The 15,790-nt window shown below is 43.8% G+C and carries 13 protein-coding genes; 9 read left to right on the top strand and 4 right to left on the bottom strand.

The features are described 5' to 3' along the window. Positions 1-66: 66 nt before the first annotated feature. A complete protein-coding gene (locus Vgang_RS07965; RefSeq protein WP_105903328.1) occupies positions 67-2,862 on the bottom strand; it encodes an insulinase family protein in 2,796 nt (931 codons plus the stop codon). Between the two features lie 363 nt (positions 2,863-3,225). Between Vgang_RS07965 and sixA the strand changes: the two genes are divergently transcribed. After that, positions 3,226-3,690 carry a phosphohistidine phosphatase SixA gene (gene sixA, locus Vgang_RS07960; protein WP_105903283.1) on the top strand — a complete coding sequence of 155 codons (465 nt, stop codon included), beginning with the start codon at positions 3,226-3,228 and terminating at the stop codon, positions 3,688-3,690. A 170-nt stretch (positions 3,691-3,860) separates the two neighbouring features. On the opposite strand, the gene smrB is transcribed toward sixA, so the two are convergent. After that, complete coding sequence (gene smrB / locus Vgang_RS07955; RefSeq protein ID WP_105903282.1) at positions 3,861-4,391, bottom strand: endonuclease SmrB; 531 nt, start codon at positions 4,389-4,391, stop codon at positions 3,861-3,863. Between the two features lie 113 nt (positions 4,392-4,504). Between smrB and prmB the strand changes: the two genes are divergently transcribed. Beyond that, positions 4,505-5,437, top strand: a complete 933-nt coding sequence (prmB, locus tag Vgang_RS07950) for a 50S ribosomal protein L3 N(5)-glutamine methyltransferase (protein WP_105903281.1) — start codon at positions 4,505-4,507, stop codon at positions 5,435-5,437. Between the two features lie 336 nt (positions 5,438-5,773). Then, positions 5,774-6,859: a chorismate synthase gene (aroC, locus tag Vgang_RS07945; protein WP_105903280.1), complete on the top strand. Its 1,086-nt coding sequence runs from the start codon at positions 5,774-5,776 to the stop codon at positions 6,857-6,859. Between the two features lie 87 nt (positions 6,860-6,946). Here the strand turns inward: aroC and Vgang_RS07940 are convergent, their stop codons facing one another. After that, a complete protein-coding gene (locus Vgang_RS07940; protein WP_105903279.1) occupies positions 6,947-7,570 on the bottom strand; it encodes a trimeric intracellular cation channel family protein in 624 nt (207 codons plus the stop codon). Between the two features lie 245 nt (positions 7,571-7,815). Here Vgang_RS07940 and Vgang_RS07935 point away from each other — a divergent pair, with 245 nt between their 5' ends. The 3 genes from Vgang_RS07935 (at position 7,816) to Vgang_RS07925 (ending at position 9,349) form a co-directional block, all read left to right on the top strand. Then, positions 7,816-8,355: an elongation factor P hydroxylase gene (locus tag Vgang_RS07935; protein ID WP_105903327.1), complete on the top strand. Its 540-nt coding sequence runs from the start codon at positions 7,816-7,818 to the stop codon at positions 8,353-8,355. A 65-nt stretch (positions 8,356-8,420) separates the two neighbouring features. Further along, on the top strand, positions 8,421-8,684 hold the full coding sequence (locus tag Vgang_RS07930) for a YfcL family protein (protein ID WP_105903326.1): 264 nt from the start codon (positions 8,421-8,423) through the stop codon (positions 8,682-8,684). A 137-nt stretch (positions 8,685-8,821) separates the two neighbouring features. Continuing rightward, complete coding sequence (locus Vgang_RS07925) at positions 8,822-9,349, top strand: NADPH-dependent FMN reductase (protein ID WP_105903278.1); 528 nt, start codon at positions 8,822-8,824, stop codon at positions 9,347-9,349. Between the two features lie 67 nt (positions 9,350-9,416). On the opposite strand, the gene mnmC is transcribed toward Vgang_RS07925, so the two are convergent. Next, complete coding sequence (gene mnmC, locus Vgang_RS07920) at positions 9,417-11,483, bottom strand: bifunctional tRNA (5-methylaminomethyl-2-thiouridine)(34)-methyltransferase MnmD/FAD-dependent 5-carboxymethylaminomethyl-2-thiouridine(34) oxidoreductase MnmC (RefSeq protein WP_105903277.1); 2,067 nt, start codon at positions 11,481-11,483, stop codon at positions 9,417-9,419. Positions 11,484-11,983: 500 nt separating this feature from the next. Between mnmC and fabB the strand changes: the two genes are divergently transcribed. From fabB to Vgang_RS07905, 3 genes are all read left to right on the top strand, one after another. Beyond that, positions 11,984-13,207, top strand: a complete 1,224-nt coding sequence (gene fabB / locus Vgang_RS07915; protein WP_105903276.1) for a beta-ketoacyl-ACP synthase I — start codon at positions 11,984-11,986, stop codon at positions 13,205-13,207. Between the two features lie 209 nt (positions 13,208-13,416). Next, a complete protein-coding gene (locus Vgang_RS07910; protein WP_105903275.1) occupies positions 13,417-14,586 on the top strand; it encodes a 4-phosphoerythronate dehydrogenase in 1,170 nt (389 codons plus the stop codon). 56 nt (positions 14,587-14,642) lie between these two features. After that, positions 14,643-15,656, top strand: coding sequence for an aspartate-semialdehyde dehydrogenase (locus Vgang_RS07905; RefSeq protein ID WP_105903274.1), 1,014 nt, complete (start codon positions 14,643-14,645; stop codon positions 15,654-15,656). Positions 15,657-15,790 lie beyond the last annotated feature (134 nt).

Raw genomic sequence — 15,790 nt, 5'->3', positions numbered from 1 at the left:
AAAAACAAAAGCTTTGCGTTTTTCGGCGCAAAGCTTTTTTAATACTCTCTGCTCTCTGCTCTCTGCTTAGCCCAGATCTACATCTTTTGGACGCAGTTGAAACTCATCAATTGATCCTATTTCTAGCCCCACATCCAAATCAGGCGCATCTGCATGAGCGGTTCCCTTTGAGTGCATGATCAGGCGGTTGGCGGTGCGAGGTTTTAGCTCATTCACGACAAAACGAATCATTTCACTGCGGTCAAGTTTGACTATTTCATCAACCACGATTTCTCGGTTATTGAACTCGTAATCTTTATTGCCAATGGCAACCCATAAACGCTGTCCACGGGCACGTAAGTTACTGTCTGGCGACATGATCTGATTCAATAAACCTTGCTTACTGTTTTGCCATTGCTGTTCGTTAAGTTCTAGCAAGACCATATAAAAAGCATTCAAAAATTCATCTACGGATGCCACGAGATCAATAGGCGCGGCATTGGGAGATTGCACATATAGCGCAAGTCCTGGGTGACGATTAAGCGGCATATTGCCGGTACCGACCATATAACCGAGTTGCTGTTTGGTGCGAATTTCATGAAAGAAGGCCGCTGACATTAAATGGTTCGCTAAGGTATACAGCGCCACATTTTTTGGTGATATCTCAGGTGACTGATAATAAAGCACTAAAGCGGAATCTGCCTGGTCACAATGAACTTCTCGTTGGAATGTGCCACTTACACCCAACATAACTAATGGACGCAACGACTCTTCATATTGCTGGTCTTTCATGCGCAGGGCATTTTTTAAACTCTCAGCCAGTTTAGTGGCGTTGTCACGAGTCCAGTCACCATAGACAAACATTTCGATATGCAATTCAGCCAACATAGTAGACACAAAGCTCGGCAGTTCATCGACTTGAATTGATTCCAGAGCTTCGATTAATACCGGATAAGGCGGATTATTCGGTTGCAAGATACCTGTCATGGCATTGAATAATTGTGAAACTGGGCGATCTTTGGCGGTATTACGCCAATTACGCAGCATTTGACGTTTAATGGAATCAAATCGAGATCGGCTAAATTCACGGGTATCGAACTTGTTGATAATGACATCAAGCAGCTTGGCTTGTTTTTGAGTAAAGCCCGATAACATTAAGGTTACGCCACCTTGATGGGCATATAAGTTATACCCCATGCCCGCAATTTCAGCTTGATAGGTTTCTTTTGCCAGGGCGTCGAGGAACATTTCAACGCATAATCGGGTTTCGACTATGGTTCTGGCTGTTGATACGGCGTGCGGACTATCAATGGCGATAAACGCCAAACCTTTCGGTACGCGAAATTCTTTTTCTTGGAGATGCCATAAGCGAAAGCCGGGTTTGTCTTGGATTAGCTCGGGTAATTGAGCATCATCTTCAATCGGGGATGGATCGAGTTGATAGCAAATATATGGGTTGGGCTCTGGTAGCGCTAATTCACCAGTGATTTCTGGGCGTGTCCAGTTTTGTAATTCGGCATCGCTGATTGAGCGAGTGGAATAGGGGGTATTATACCATTTTGCTTGGCGATCGTATTGTAAGCCTTTGGCGATCAACATGACGCGCATATTGTAGGGGGTAAAGTGCTGCAGCAGTTGACGTAGATGATCTTCGTCGTAGTGCGTCATCATATAATCACCATACACCACATCATCCGGCTGGTAATTTTGTAAGTTGATGACCAAGTGGCTGGCGACATCAATCGGTCTTGATGCTTCTTGAAAACGGAATGCTGATTCTAATACCGCCTGTTTTTCTAGGTAACGCCATTCGGCTAGGCCACCTTGACGAAGTAATTCGATAAATTCAAAAATACGACGAACAATGTAGTCAACTTGCTCTAACCCTTGTTGAGTCAAACTGCAGCTCACTGAAAACTCACGGAAATTACTGCCGCTGATCCCACCACCAGCGGTCAATGATGTGATCAATTCTTCGGTTTTTAGCAATTGTAATAAGCTGCCTTCGCTTTCATCTCCAAGTAGATGCGCAAAATACGACAGTGGCTTTGATTGATAGAACCCATCCATACAAGGAAAGTTAAAGGTAAGCATTAACTTACGGCTGTCTTTTTCTGGTTCAACGCAGATGAATTTTGCTGAATCCTGTTGGCGAACCAAGGGAATGTGAATCGCTTTGCCTGCTAAATGATGATTTTCAATTGGTGCAAAATAGGTCGAGGCTAATTGCTCCAATTCATCTAACAGCTGCGGTCCGACCAAGGTTGCAGTCATCAAGTCTGCAGAATAATGTTGTTGATAAAATTCAATGATTTCATCTCGGATGGATGATGTCGGGTTGCCATTATCATCGAGTAAATCACTGAGGGTTTCCTCGTTGCCGACAGAAAACTTAGCAAAAGGATGCTCAGGATTGACCACTTCTTTATGCACTTGATACAAACGGCGCATATCATCTTTCAGTTTAAGGCGAAATTCTGAATCTACCGCTTGGCGTTCTTTTTCTAACGCTTCTTGATTAAATAATGGTGCAATAAAAAATTGGCTAAAGCGGTCTAATGCTTGAGTAAATTCATTCGGAATAATATCGAAAAAATAGCAGGTGTGTTCTGTGCCGGTCCACGCGTTATTCTTACCCCCATGCTGGCTAATGAACGATTGAAATTCACCGATGACAGGGTATTTCTCAGTACCAAGAAACAACATGTGTTCAAGATAGTGTGCTAAGCCTTCACGATGATGAGGATCGTCAAAATGGCCGACATTGACGGCAAGAGCGGCCGCGGATTTCTGTGCACTGTGGTCATGGACAAGCAAGACTCTTAGTCCATTTTCAAGAGTGATATGTCGATAGTGTTTTTTATCGTTTGGACTAATGTGCACGATAGTCTCCTTGATATAAGTGAGGCCTGGCATGGATGGTCTCATTTAAGATGACAGCAAAATGAAAAGAGTAAGTTTGCTAAGTGTAGAAGATCATGACGAAATTCGTTGAATGCGTAATCATTATCATCTGCAATTAATTATGACGGCTCAAGTTTAAGCTGCAAATGGTTTATTGAGTGAATTGAGCTTAAATCAAACAATTAAGCTCAATCTTGTGGGCAAGTGTACATTTCTGTAATTTTTTTAGTTGATGTGCTGGAATTCCGATAATATTTGTAAGTGACTTGTTATACTAAAGTCGTATAACGGTCGGTAGGTAAGAGCGCTACCGACAGTATGATGTTGTGATTAGGATTGTGTATGCAGATTATTATTATGCGCCATGGCGATGCCGAAACGTTTGCTGCTTCTGATGCAGAACGCCCGTTAAGTGCACGTGGACGCGAAGGTTCTTACGAAATGGCTGAATATTGCAAAGAGAACGGTCACAATGAGTTTGATCTTGTTTTGGTCAGCCCTTACTTACGTGCGCAGCAAACTTGGCAAACTATTGCGCCTTTGATGCAAGCTGCCAAAGTAGAAGATTGTGAGGACATCACACCATACGGGGATTCAGAATCTGTGGTCGAATATGTGTGCGCATTGGCTGAAACGCAGCAATTAGAACGTATTATGTTAGTGTCGCATTTGCCGTTAGTGGGCTATCTTACTGCCGACTTTGTCACCGATATCCCACCACCGATGTTTCCAACTTCAGGTATGGTGTGTATCGACTTTGATATAGAAACAAGAACCGGTAAGGTACTTTGGCAAGCGCAACCATAAGACATGTATTGTATGAAGAAAGGTAAGGGAGGCAGAGGCTTCCCTTCTTTCTTTAAGATACTTTTCTTTAAGATACCTTTCTTTTAGAGGTCTTTGTTTTTAGAGACGCTTATTTTTAGAGTCGTGCCGGTTGAAGACATTTATTGATGTTGAAGACGTTTTTGCGAGCCTTATTTTTCAGGAATATTGATGAGCACTAACAATGCACCATTACCACCAAATTCTAATGGCGCTTGATGATAGGCCATCACATCCGGGTGCTGCGCGAGCCACAAGGGAACCTTCTGTTTTAGAATATGTTTGCCGATACCGTGCATAACACTGGCACAAGCGACGCCTTCTTTTACACAATGTGCGATCATCGCGCCCAATTCTCTTTTCGCTTCCATTTGTGTCATGCCGTGTAAATCGAGATACACATCAGGCACATACACACCTCGGCGGAGACGTTTTAACTCGTATTTCGACACATCATCACGAGCGTATCGAGTCGGGCCTTCATCACTAAGCAAAGGGACAAACTCATCAGAAAAATAGAATTCATTATCTTTCGCTTCACGGAAAGTGCGGCGAATTTCTTTTTGTTGTAAATTCTTTTTCGGTTGTTGGATTATGGTATCCTGTGACAACTTTTTTACGCCCTTCATCTCTTGCTGAAATAGCGCAAAGTCGTCGTCATCGATGATATTTTTTTCGCTCATGACAGATCCTTTACAATAAGGGCGGTATTGTAACCTTAAGCTTAGCTAAGATGCGAGTTTCCTAAACGGTTTGTCGTCAGGATACGTTTTAGCAAGGCCATGCGGAGGCACACTTGGATAAAATTTTTATAGATGAAGCGGTATCAGAGCTGCATACGCTTCAAGATATGATTCGTTGGACAGTCAGCCGATTCAATGCGGCCGGTTTGTTTTACGGACATGGCACAGATAACTCGTGGGATGAAGCGGTGCAATTAATTCTGCCAACGCTTTATTTGCCGATTGATGTACCTCCGCACGTATTGAATTCTCGTTTGATCACCAGTGAGCGCATGCGCATTGTTGAACGTGTGATTCAGCGTATCAACGAACGCACGCCAACCGCTTACCTAACCAATAAAGCTTGGTTCTGTGGTTTAGAATTTTATGTCGATGAGCGTGTACTTGTGCCACGTTCGCCAATTGGTGAGTTGATCCAACAACAATTCCAACCTTGGTTGACGGAAGAGCCAACCCGCATCATGGATTTATGTACTGGAAGTGGCTGTATTGCAATTGCTTGTGCTTATGCGTTTGAAAATGCGGAAGTGGATGCGGTCGATATCTCGGTGGATGCCCTGCAAGTGGCAGAGCGCAATATTGAAGATCACGGCTTAGAGCAACAAGTATTCCCACTGCGTTCGGATCTGTTTAACGATATTCCACAAGATAAATACAATATCATCGTGACTAATCCGCCATATGTGGATCAAGAAGACATGGATAGCCTACCGCAAGAGTTTAAGCATGAGCCTGAGCTTGGCCTAGCTGCGGGGTCTGATGGTTTGAAATTGATGCGTCGTATTTTAGCTGATGCGCCAGATTACTTAACCGATGATGGCATTTTGATCTGCGAAGTTGGCAACTCAATGGTGCATGTGATGGAACAATATCCGCAAATACCATTTACTTGGCTAGAGTTTGAAAACGGTGGTCATGGTGTGTTCTTACTGACTCGTGAGCAGTTAGTTGAACATGCAGCAGAGTTTTCAATTTATAAAAAGTAGCGACATTCGCTAAATTTCAAATTTTTTATGTCATTTCAAATGCCAATCTCATTCGAGGTTGGCATTTTTTGTACTTGATTAGCCGATTATTTTTTAAATTAGGGTTTACAACTTTGCAGCATAAAGCGACTATCTATACCCTTCGTACTTGGAACTGCAGCTTTGTTGACTGCGTTCATTCACCCCAATCATTTAGGCGAGCTAAACTCATGGGGCCTCATTCACTTGTCGCCTCACTGCAATCCCAATTACTTTGGGTATAAAATGTGATTTAATCATAGTTATCAGCACATAGGTGTATGGGTTTTTAGAATAAAAGATAGTTAAGAGGGATTCATGGCAGGGAATAGTATTGGTCAGCATTTTCGAGTGACCACATTTGGTGAGAGCCACGGCAAAGCATTAGGTTGCATTGTTGATGGTTGCCCTCCAGGTTTGGAAATTTCAGAGCAAGATTTACAAAAAGACCTAGACCGTCGCCGTCCTGGCACATCGCGTTATACCACAGCACGCCGCGAACCTGATGAAGTAGAAATTCTATCCGGTGTATTTGAAGGCGTGACAACAGGTACTTCGATTGGTTTGATGATCAAAAACACCGATCAGCGTTCGAAAGATTACTCAGAGATCATGGACAAATTCCGCCCAGGTCATGCTGATTACACTTACCACCAAAAATATGGCGTACGAGATTATCGTGGTGGTGGTCGTTCATCGGCTCGTGAAACCGCGATGCGTGTTGCCGCAGGTGGCATTGCGAAGAAATACCTAAAACAAGAATTCGGTATTGAGGTTCGCGCTTACTTATCACAAATGGGTGATGTTACCATTGATAAAGTCGATTGGGATGAAATTGAAAATAACCCATTCTTCTGCCCAGATGTCGATAAAGTAGAAGCGTTGGATGAACTGATCCGCGATTTGAAAAAACAAGGTGATTCGATTGGTGCCAAACTTTCGGTTGTGGCAACCAATGTTCTGGTTGGCCTAGGTGAACCTATTTTCGACCGTTTAGATGCTGATATCGCTCATGCTTTGATGGGGATTAATGCGGTAAAAGGCGTAGAAATTGGCGATGGTTTTGCCGTTGCAAATCAAAAGGGCAGTCAACATCGTGATGAAATGACTCCACAAGGTTTTAAATCGAACCATGCTGGTGGCATCTTAGGTGGGATTTCTTCGGGCCAAGATATTGTCGCCAGTATTGCTTTGAAGCCGACTTCAAGCATCACCGTTCCAGGTGAAACCATCAACAAACAAGGCGAATCCACCTCATTGATCACTAAAGGTCGCCATGACCCATGTGTCGGTATTCGTGCCGTGCCGATTGCGGAAGCCATGCTGGCGATCGTCTTAATGGATCACTTGTTGCGTCATCGCGGTCAAAACCACGGTGTACAGACAGAAACACCGAAGATTTAATTCTTATCTACCTTTTATTGAATGCCCCAATGTCTCAAGATGTTGGGGCATTTTTTATATACATTTTTTAGGTGAAATTGAACAGCACTAATGCACCGAACCTTCCATATTCAATGTAAACGTCGGCAATCGCCACTTAAATCTCACCGATGCCATGCGCAGTAAATAACCGATAATCAAGGTGCTGACGGTGGCGATGACATCACTTACTCCAAAATGGAGTAAGCCTAAATATAAGCCTGCAACAACAAGAGAAACCGATGCATAAAGCTCTTGGTGCAGAACCAATGGAGCTTGACGGCAAATCAGATCGCGCAGTAAACCACCGAATACGCCAGTAATGATGGCTGCGACAATACAAATGCCTGGATGCAATCCCATGCTTATGCCTTTTTGACAGCCAATGATGCTGAAAGCGGCAAGGCCAAGCGCATCTAAACGGATAAATACGCCTTTAAATTTCACGACCCACTTAGCTACCCAAGTTGTGAAAATACCCGCCACGCAGGTAATCAATAAAAACTCAGGATGCTGAACCCAAGTAAGCGGGTAATTACCCAAAATAATGTCACGTACACTACCACCACCTATTGCGGTTGCGCTGGCGACTAACATAACACCAAACCAATCCATATTTTTGCGTCCAGCGCTTAATGCACCGGTCATCGCTTCGGCAGTAATTCCAATAACATAAATAATACTTAATAGCATGGTTGTATCTTTGAGCATAGTGAAAGAAATAGGCAAGAATTGTAGAGAGAAGCAAGTTTTATGACGAATGAATTTATTCGTGATTTTTGCTTTAATATGATTAGAAAAACTAATGTGAAACTCTGTTTTGTCTTTGTGTTTTTTGTGACAAGTACTCTTGTGTTTGCGTCATGCTTTACCTTGTTGGCAAAAGCAAGGACAATACGCCGCAGTTAATTTTATTGTTACTCTTGTTTGTGAACAAAATGTCATCAAGTAAACATACACCTGAAGCCATCATAGCGGTTTTTAATCACACCTTTTCTTCGTCATATAACACTCAATTAGTGCGTGGTGATGATGAGCCCATTTATTTACCTGCAGATGACAACGTGGATTATCACAGAATTATTTTTGCTCACGGGTATTTTGCCTCTGCGATGCATGAAATTGCGCATTGGTGTGTGGCTGGACCTGAGCGTCGATTGCTAGAAGATTTTGGTTATTGGTATGAGCCCGACGGCCGTACTGAACAAGTGCAAGCAGAGTTTGAAAAAGTGGAAATCCGACCGCAAGCCTATGAGTGGATTTTGTCGATGAGCGCGGGTTTTCCGTTTTCGGTCAGTTGTGACAACTTGAATGGTGACTTTGAGCCAGATCGATTAGGTTTTATGGCTAAGGTTCATCAAGAAGTCATGCAGATTTTACAACAAGGTTTACCGACCCGTGTGGCTATGTTGTCTGAAGCCTTACGCGATTATTATCAAACCCCACCGCTAAAAGCAGAGCAGTTTATCGTGATGTAACGGTTTATCATGAATGGATTGGGGTTGATTTCGAGATAGAAAATGAAATGGAAGAAAACACAAATATGATTATTGAATTAGAAGAAAAACTATTAGAAGCGATTGACCAAGCGGTTGAAACGGCTTCCGATGACGAATTGTTTGCTGGTGGTTATCTACGTGGACACATTTCTCTTTCTGCCGCTGATTGTGAGCTAGAAGGTGTGCAAGATATTGAGATATTTAAACAGCGCATTCAAGCGAGTTTAGATACTGCACGCAGTGAATTGACACCTGCAGATCAAGTTATTGTGGCAGACATGTGGAATACACTATTGAAACAGTGCTAGTGTTGCAAGCGCGTGAGATTTAAATATCGTTCTGAATTTTTGAACAAGTTGGTGAATGGAATCGGCTGTTAGGCTACAAGCAAAGTAGTAAAGTAACCACATCGCCAGTTTTAACTTTGATAGACATTGGAGTCATTATGAAAATTATCGCATTTGGTGCTAGTACCAGTTTTAATTCAATTAACCGTCAATTAGCGGCTTACACAGCAAACCTAGTTGAAGGTGCTGATGTTGAAGTTTTAGATTTAAACGAATTCCAAGTTCCACTATTCAGTGAAGACACAGAAAAAGAAGTGGGTCGCCCTGAAGGTGCAAAAGCGTACTTTGCAAAGTTAGAAAGCGCCGATGCGTTCGTGATTTCGTTAGCGGAGCATAATGGTACTTATTCTGCTGCGTACAAAAACCTGTTTGACTGGGCATCACGCATCAACCAACAAATGTTTGCTCATAAGCCAGTGGTTTACCTTGCAACAAGCCCAGGCCCTGGTGGTGCGCAAAGCGTTCTTGCTCAAGCGGTAGGTTCAGCGCCATTCTTCCATGCAGACGTAAAAGCGTCGGTTTCTGTACCAAGTTTCTACGATGTGTTTGATGTGGAAAAAGGCGAAGTGAAAGATGCGGACGTAGCCGCTAAACTTGCTGAAGCAGCAGCAACACTGAAAGCTTAATATCTCGTATATCGAATAAAGAAACGGGCTGTCCAATTGGGTAGCCCGTTTTTTATTGACTGAGGAGCTACTCTTCGGTGATCGGGCGACCTTTGAGCATTTTACGCACCCACATACGAGCAGGGTGAATTTTCTCTAATACTTCAACCGGTAACGGCATAGGATCACCAGCGATTTGTGAGGCTAACACTTCTGACAATAATGGTGCAGAACATAAGCCACGCGCACCTAGTCCTACCATGCAAAACAAGTTGGGATAATGCGGAATGTCGGGCATTAATTTAGAGCGTTTACGTAAAATCTGTGGGTCGAGTTTAGCGTAGCTTTCGACTACGGGCTCAAACTGGAATACATTACCGACAAATGGCAAATGATCGCGAGTCACGCTGCGAATACCTTGGCGAGATAAATCCCCCGAAGTATCCACCTCATTTGGCCAGCTTTGATTCGGCACGCAGGCTTTTAAACGCTCGCCATTGCTGATTTGTGCATCGTTATCAAATTCATGATCAATATTATTTCTGTCGTAGCTAGCGCCGATACAATGATGCCCATTATTGGGATTATGTGGCGTCATATAACCGTCGTAACACAATACGGTTTTAAGCTTGCTGAGTGTGTCGGTGGTTGGAATATGGCTGACTTGGCCTTTCACCGCGGTTGCCGCAATGGCTTTCAGTTGTTCAAAACGAGAGAATTGATGCCCATTCGCAACCACGACGGCTTGGTGACGAAATTCGTTTTTATCACTGATCAAAGTCCAATTTTTCTTCTCAACGTCAAACTTTAACGCATCGATGCAAGCGTTGAAGTGAGCGTTAACATTCGGCTGCTGTGCTAATTCATAAATCAAGGCTTGCGTGAGCTGTTGAGGGCATAACCAACCGCCGAGCGGGTAATGAATACTTTCTAAATCGACATCAAGCCCAATAGCTTGTGTGGTTTGATTTTGATCCAATGCTTTTAATAGCTCATCTGGGTAGCGGTTTAATAACATTTTATCGAGTTTGCCTTTCGCTTTGTCGCTCCACGCAAGCTGAGTGACACCACAGAAATCATAATCAAAGTGAAGTTGTTGTGAGACTTGTTTTACCAATTGCCTTGCATATAAGAAAGCAGGAGCGAAGAAGCGGTTAAGTGGTGATTCCGGCTCGGCAATGAGTGGGTAAAGTGCACCTTGGCGATTACCAGATGCGCCGAGGGCAGGTTCATCATCCTCACAATACAACTCAATAGCATAACCACGGCGATGTAAGGCTAAAGCTAATGTCGCGCTCGCAATCCCACCACCGATGATGGCAATAGGGTAGGTTTTATCGGTGTCATTATTGTCGGCCATTTCAACGCCAAAGCGTGGTAGCCAGCGAGCGTATGTAGACAGCGCTTTGGGTTTAGTGAGTTGGCCCGCAATCATTTCACGTTTAGTGCCAAAGCCTTTAACCTTTTTCATGTCAAAGCCGGCTTCGATTAAACCACGGCGCACGAATCCTGCTGCGGTAAAGGTCGCACAAGTGCCGTCTTTTTTGGTTAAACGTGCCATGTGGTTGAACAAAGCCTCATTCCACATGTCTTTGTTTTTACTTGGCGCGAATCCATCTAAAAACCAAGCGTCCACTAATCCTTTTTCGGATTGTGCCAGTTTTGGTAAAGAATCATGAATATCACCAAACCAGAGGTCGAGCGTAATCATGCCGTCAGCCAATACTAAACGGTGACATTCAGGTATCGCTAATGGGTAATGTTGTTGCAATTGCACCGCGTATTCGGCTAATTCTGGCCACGCTTCATGAGCTTTAATAAGGTCATCAATGTGAACCGGAAACTTTTCGAAACTAATAAAATGCAGTTGAGTGAGTGATGATTGAGGATTCTCAGCACGAAATGCGGCAAACTCTTGCCATACTGCGAGGAAATTTAGCCCTGTGCCAAACCCAGTTTCGGCGATAACATAACGTGATTTCTCTGAGCTTTGCCAGCGCTGTGGCAGATGATTTTGCTGAATAAATACGTAGCGACTTTCTTCAAGGCCATTGGCGTTAGAGAAATAAACATCATCAAATTGGTTGGAAACTGGGGTGCCAGAATCATTCCAATCCAGCTGGGCATTTTTAATCACGCGGAGATTACCTGTCATTTTGTATCAATTGGGGGCTATTATATACCCAAGTAACTTCAAGATGTGAGTTTCAGCAAGAATAAAACAAGCTTTAGGCAAGGCAAATTGGACATGATCATAGTTACTCTATCTCTGTTCAATCTAACGCAGCATAAAGCTTGTTTTAACTTGCCCTTCGGGAGCTTCATCCAATCCTTTATGCTGTGTCAGATTGACTTGAAAGGTGCTTACATTCCTTCGCCAATCTTCCTTGCCTAAAGGATTGGATGATAGCTCTGAATTCTGCATCTTGAAGTCACTTGGGTATATACTTTAACTTCGCTTTTAACATGAGCGTCTTTTAGGTAGCATGGCGATCAAGATCAACGCGCCGAATGGATCTACCCGTTAGGCTAATGAAAATAAATTTTCTAGGCGATGAATTTTTGTTCGTCTGGATGAACTATTAAAGGAAAGCTGACCACTTTAATGGATAAGTCAGTTATCATTAAGCGATTTTTGAATTATAGGAACGTCACATGAAACGAGCCGTCATCACTGGTCTAGGCATTGTATCTAGTATTGGTAATAACGTAGAAGAAGTACTTGAGTCTCTAAAAACAGGTAAATCAGGCATCACTGGTTCTGAGCAATTTAAAGAAGCAGGTCTACGCTCTCAAGTTTGGGGTGAGTTAAAAATCAACCCAAGCGAGCATATCGATCGTAAACAAATGCGCTTTATGGGTGATACTGCCTCTTTTGCATACCTTGCCATGCAACAAGCGATTGAAGATTCTAAGTTATCTGAAGATCAAGTTTCTAACGAGCGTACCGGCCTTGTAGCTGGCTCTGGCGGTGTGTCGTCTCAAAACCAAGTGCTTTCAGTTGATACTCTACGTGAGAAAGGCGTGAAGCGTATTGGTCCTTACATGGTACCTCGTACTATGGCGTCTTCTGTTTCGGCTTGTCTTGCTACACCATTTAAAATCCGTGGTGTGAACTACAGCATCAGTTCAGCCTGTGCGACTTCTGCTCACTGTATTGGTCACGCATTAGAGCTAATTCAACTTGGCAAACAAGATGTTGTATTTGCAGGTGGTGGTGAAGAACTTCACTGGTCATCAGCAATGATGTTTGATGCAATGGGTGCATTGTCGACTAAATACAACGAAACACCTGAGCGCGCATCACGTACTTACGATGCAGACCGCGATGGTTTCGTCATCTCTGGTGGCGGCGGTATGGTCGTTATCGAAGAACTTGAGCATGCTCTAGCACGCGGCGCAAAAATTTACGGTGAAATCGTTGGTTACGGTGCCACTTCAGATGGCTACGACATGGTAGCACCATCAGGTGAAGGCGCAGTGCGTTGTATGAAGATGGCAATGCAAAATGTCGATGTAATTGATTACGTGAACACGCACGGCACATCGACTCCAGTTGGTGATGTAAAAGAGCTAGGCGCGATTCAAGAAGTGTTTGGTAAAGGCAGCGCTGGTAAATGCCCTGCGATTTCTGCGACTAAAGCCATGACAGGTCACGCACTTGGTGCAGCTGGCGTACATGAAGCCATCTACTCAACATTGATGCTAGAGCACGGCTTTATTGCCCCAAGCATTAACGTTGAAACGCTTGACCCTGAAGCGGAAGGTTTAGACATTGTCACTGAACCTCGTCAACAAGCGCTTAAGACAGTTATGTCAAACAGCTTTGGTTTCGGTGGAACTAACGCGACGCTTGTGATTAAAAAATACGAAGCTTAATACCTTTCGTACTTGAAGCTACAGCTTTGTTGACGGCGTTCATTCGCCCCAATCACTTAGTAAACTAAGCTCATGGGGACTCATTCACTTGTCGCCTCGCTGTAGCTCCAATTACTTTAGGTATAAATATTCAGTTTAATTAAAAAATCCTCGGTTTATGCCGGGGATTTTTTTATTATGGCCATCTTGTTCACTACCGAGATCTCCGAATGAAAATCGTCATTGATGAAAATATGCCATACGCCGAGGGTTTATTTAGCCAGTTAGGTGAAGTAGAAATGAAGCCAGGGCGAACCTTGTGTGCGGATGATCTGGTGGATGTGGATGCATTAATGATTCGCTCTGTGACTAAAGTCAATGCCGAGTTACTGAGTAAGGCCAATAAGCTGAAATTTGTTGGAACGGCAACCGCAGGTATGGATCATGTTGATCAGGCGTTATTAGCGGCAAAAGGCATTGCTTTTACTTCAGCGCCGGGTTGTAACAAAGTCGGTGTAGCCGAGTATGTGATTAGCTCATTATTGGTGATCGCTCAGCAACAAGGCTTTTCACTGTTTGATAAAACCGTGGGTATTATTGGCGCAGGGCAAGTTGGCAGTTATTTAGCGCAGTGTTTGCAGGCGATTGGAGTGAAAACTCTGATTAATGATCCCCCTAAACAAGCCGAAGGCGATGCACGCTCCTTTACCGAATTGAACATGCTGCTGCAACAAGCGGACGTGATTTCACTGCATACCCCAATCACCAAAGAGGGGACATGGCCAACGCATCACTTAATTGGTCAAGCAGAACTGAGTTCATTGCGGGCTGATCAAATTTTGATTAATGCCGCTCGTGGGCCGGTGGTGGATAATCAAGCCTTAAAGCAGCGCCTAGCAAAGCAAGATGGATTTACCGCCGTGCTCGATGTGTTCGAGTTTGAGCCTTGTGTGGATTTAGAGCTCCTGCCATTGCTGACTTTTGCCACCCCGCATATCGCTGGCTATGGTTTAGAAGGCAAAGCACGTGGCACGACCATGATCTTTAATCGTTTTTGTCAGCATCTTGGGTTGGAATTGCGTGCGTATCCTGAGCAATTGTTGCCGGTTGCACCTGTCTCAAGCGTGAACCTCTCGCAAGGTTGGAGCAAGAAGGATGGTAATAAAAACCAAGCATTACTGCACAATTTAACTCAGTTGATTTATGATGTGCGCCAAGACGATGCATTATTTCGCCGAGTGATCGATGAAACCGACGCGAAAAAACAAGCAAAAGCCTTTGATGTAATACGAAAAGACTACTGGGATCGACGTGAATATTCGGCGATATCGGTATCTGGCTATCCATCAGCAGAGGTTGAACTGACACCTTTTTATCAATTGGGATTTAAGCAGGCATAATTGGCTGCTTAAACTATGTTTATTCCCATACGCTCCATATCTAAATTGAGGTTTTAATGAGTCAAGAATTTAACGTTGCTATCTTTGGCGCAACCGGCGCAGTTGGTGAAACCATGCTGGAAGTATTGCAAGAGCGCAAATTCCCAGTTGGCGAACTTTTCCTATTGGCCAGTGAACGTAGCGAAGGCAAAACATACCGTTTCAATGGTAAAACCATCAAAGTGCAAAACGTTGAAGAATTTGATTGGTCACAAGTGCATATTGCGCTGTTTTCTGCCGGTGGCGAATTGTCTGAAAAATGGGCACCGATCGCAGCGGATGAAGGTGTGGTTGTGATCGACAATACCTCGCAATTCCGTTATGAGTTTGATGTACCGCTTGTGGTGCCAGAAGTGAATCCAGAAGCGATTGCAGAGTTCCGTAACCGCAATATCATTGCGAACCCGAACTGTTCAACTATTCAAATGTTGGTGGCTTTAAAGCCGATTCATGATGCGGTAGGCATTGAGCGTATTAACGTATCCACTTATCAATCCGTGTCTGGTGCGGGCAAAAAAGGTATCGATGAATTAGCAGGCCAAACTGCGAAATTGCTCAACGGTTTACCCGCAGAGAATGATGCTTTCCCTCAGCAAATTGCATTCAACTGTATTCCTCAAATTGATGTGATGATGGAAAACGGCTACACCAAAGAAGAAATGAAAATGGTGTGGGAAACACAAAAAATCTTTAACGACCCATCGATTCAAGTGAATCCGACCTGTGTTCGTGTGCCAGTGTTTTATGGTCATGCCGAATCGCTTCATATCGAAACACAGGCTCCGATTGATGCGGAACAAGTTATGGATATGCTTGAGCAAATGGAAGGCGTAGAAGTGTTCCGTGGTATTGACTACCCAACGCAAGTGCGTGATGCAGGTGGAAAAGATACCGTTATGATTGGCCGTGTACGTAATGATATCAGCCATCACAGCGGTATTAATATGTGGGTTGTGGCGGATAACGTACGCAAAGGTGCAGCCACCAACGCGGTACAAATTGCTGAAGTGCTGATTAGAGATTACTTCTAATCGCCGAAAACATTGTGATACTCAGAGCCTCACCCATCGGTGGGGCTTTTTATTGGCGTTGTGCTTGCCGAGAGAAGCTTGTCAGATAAGAGCGAAAATACTGCTCATGGCGCAAAAATTCCCTGAAAAATGAA

This window comes from Vibrio gangliei (assembly GCF_026001925.1).
GTDB lineage: Bacteria > Pseudomonadota > Gammaproteobacteria > Enterobacterales > Vibrionaceae > Vibrio > Vibrio gangliei.
This window is presented reverse-complemented; position numbering and strand designations above follow the sequence as displayed.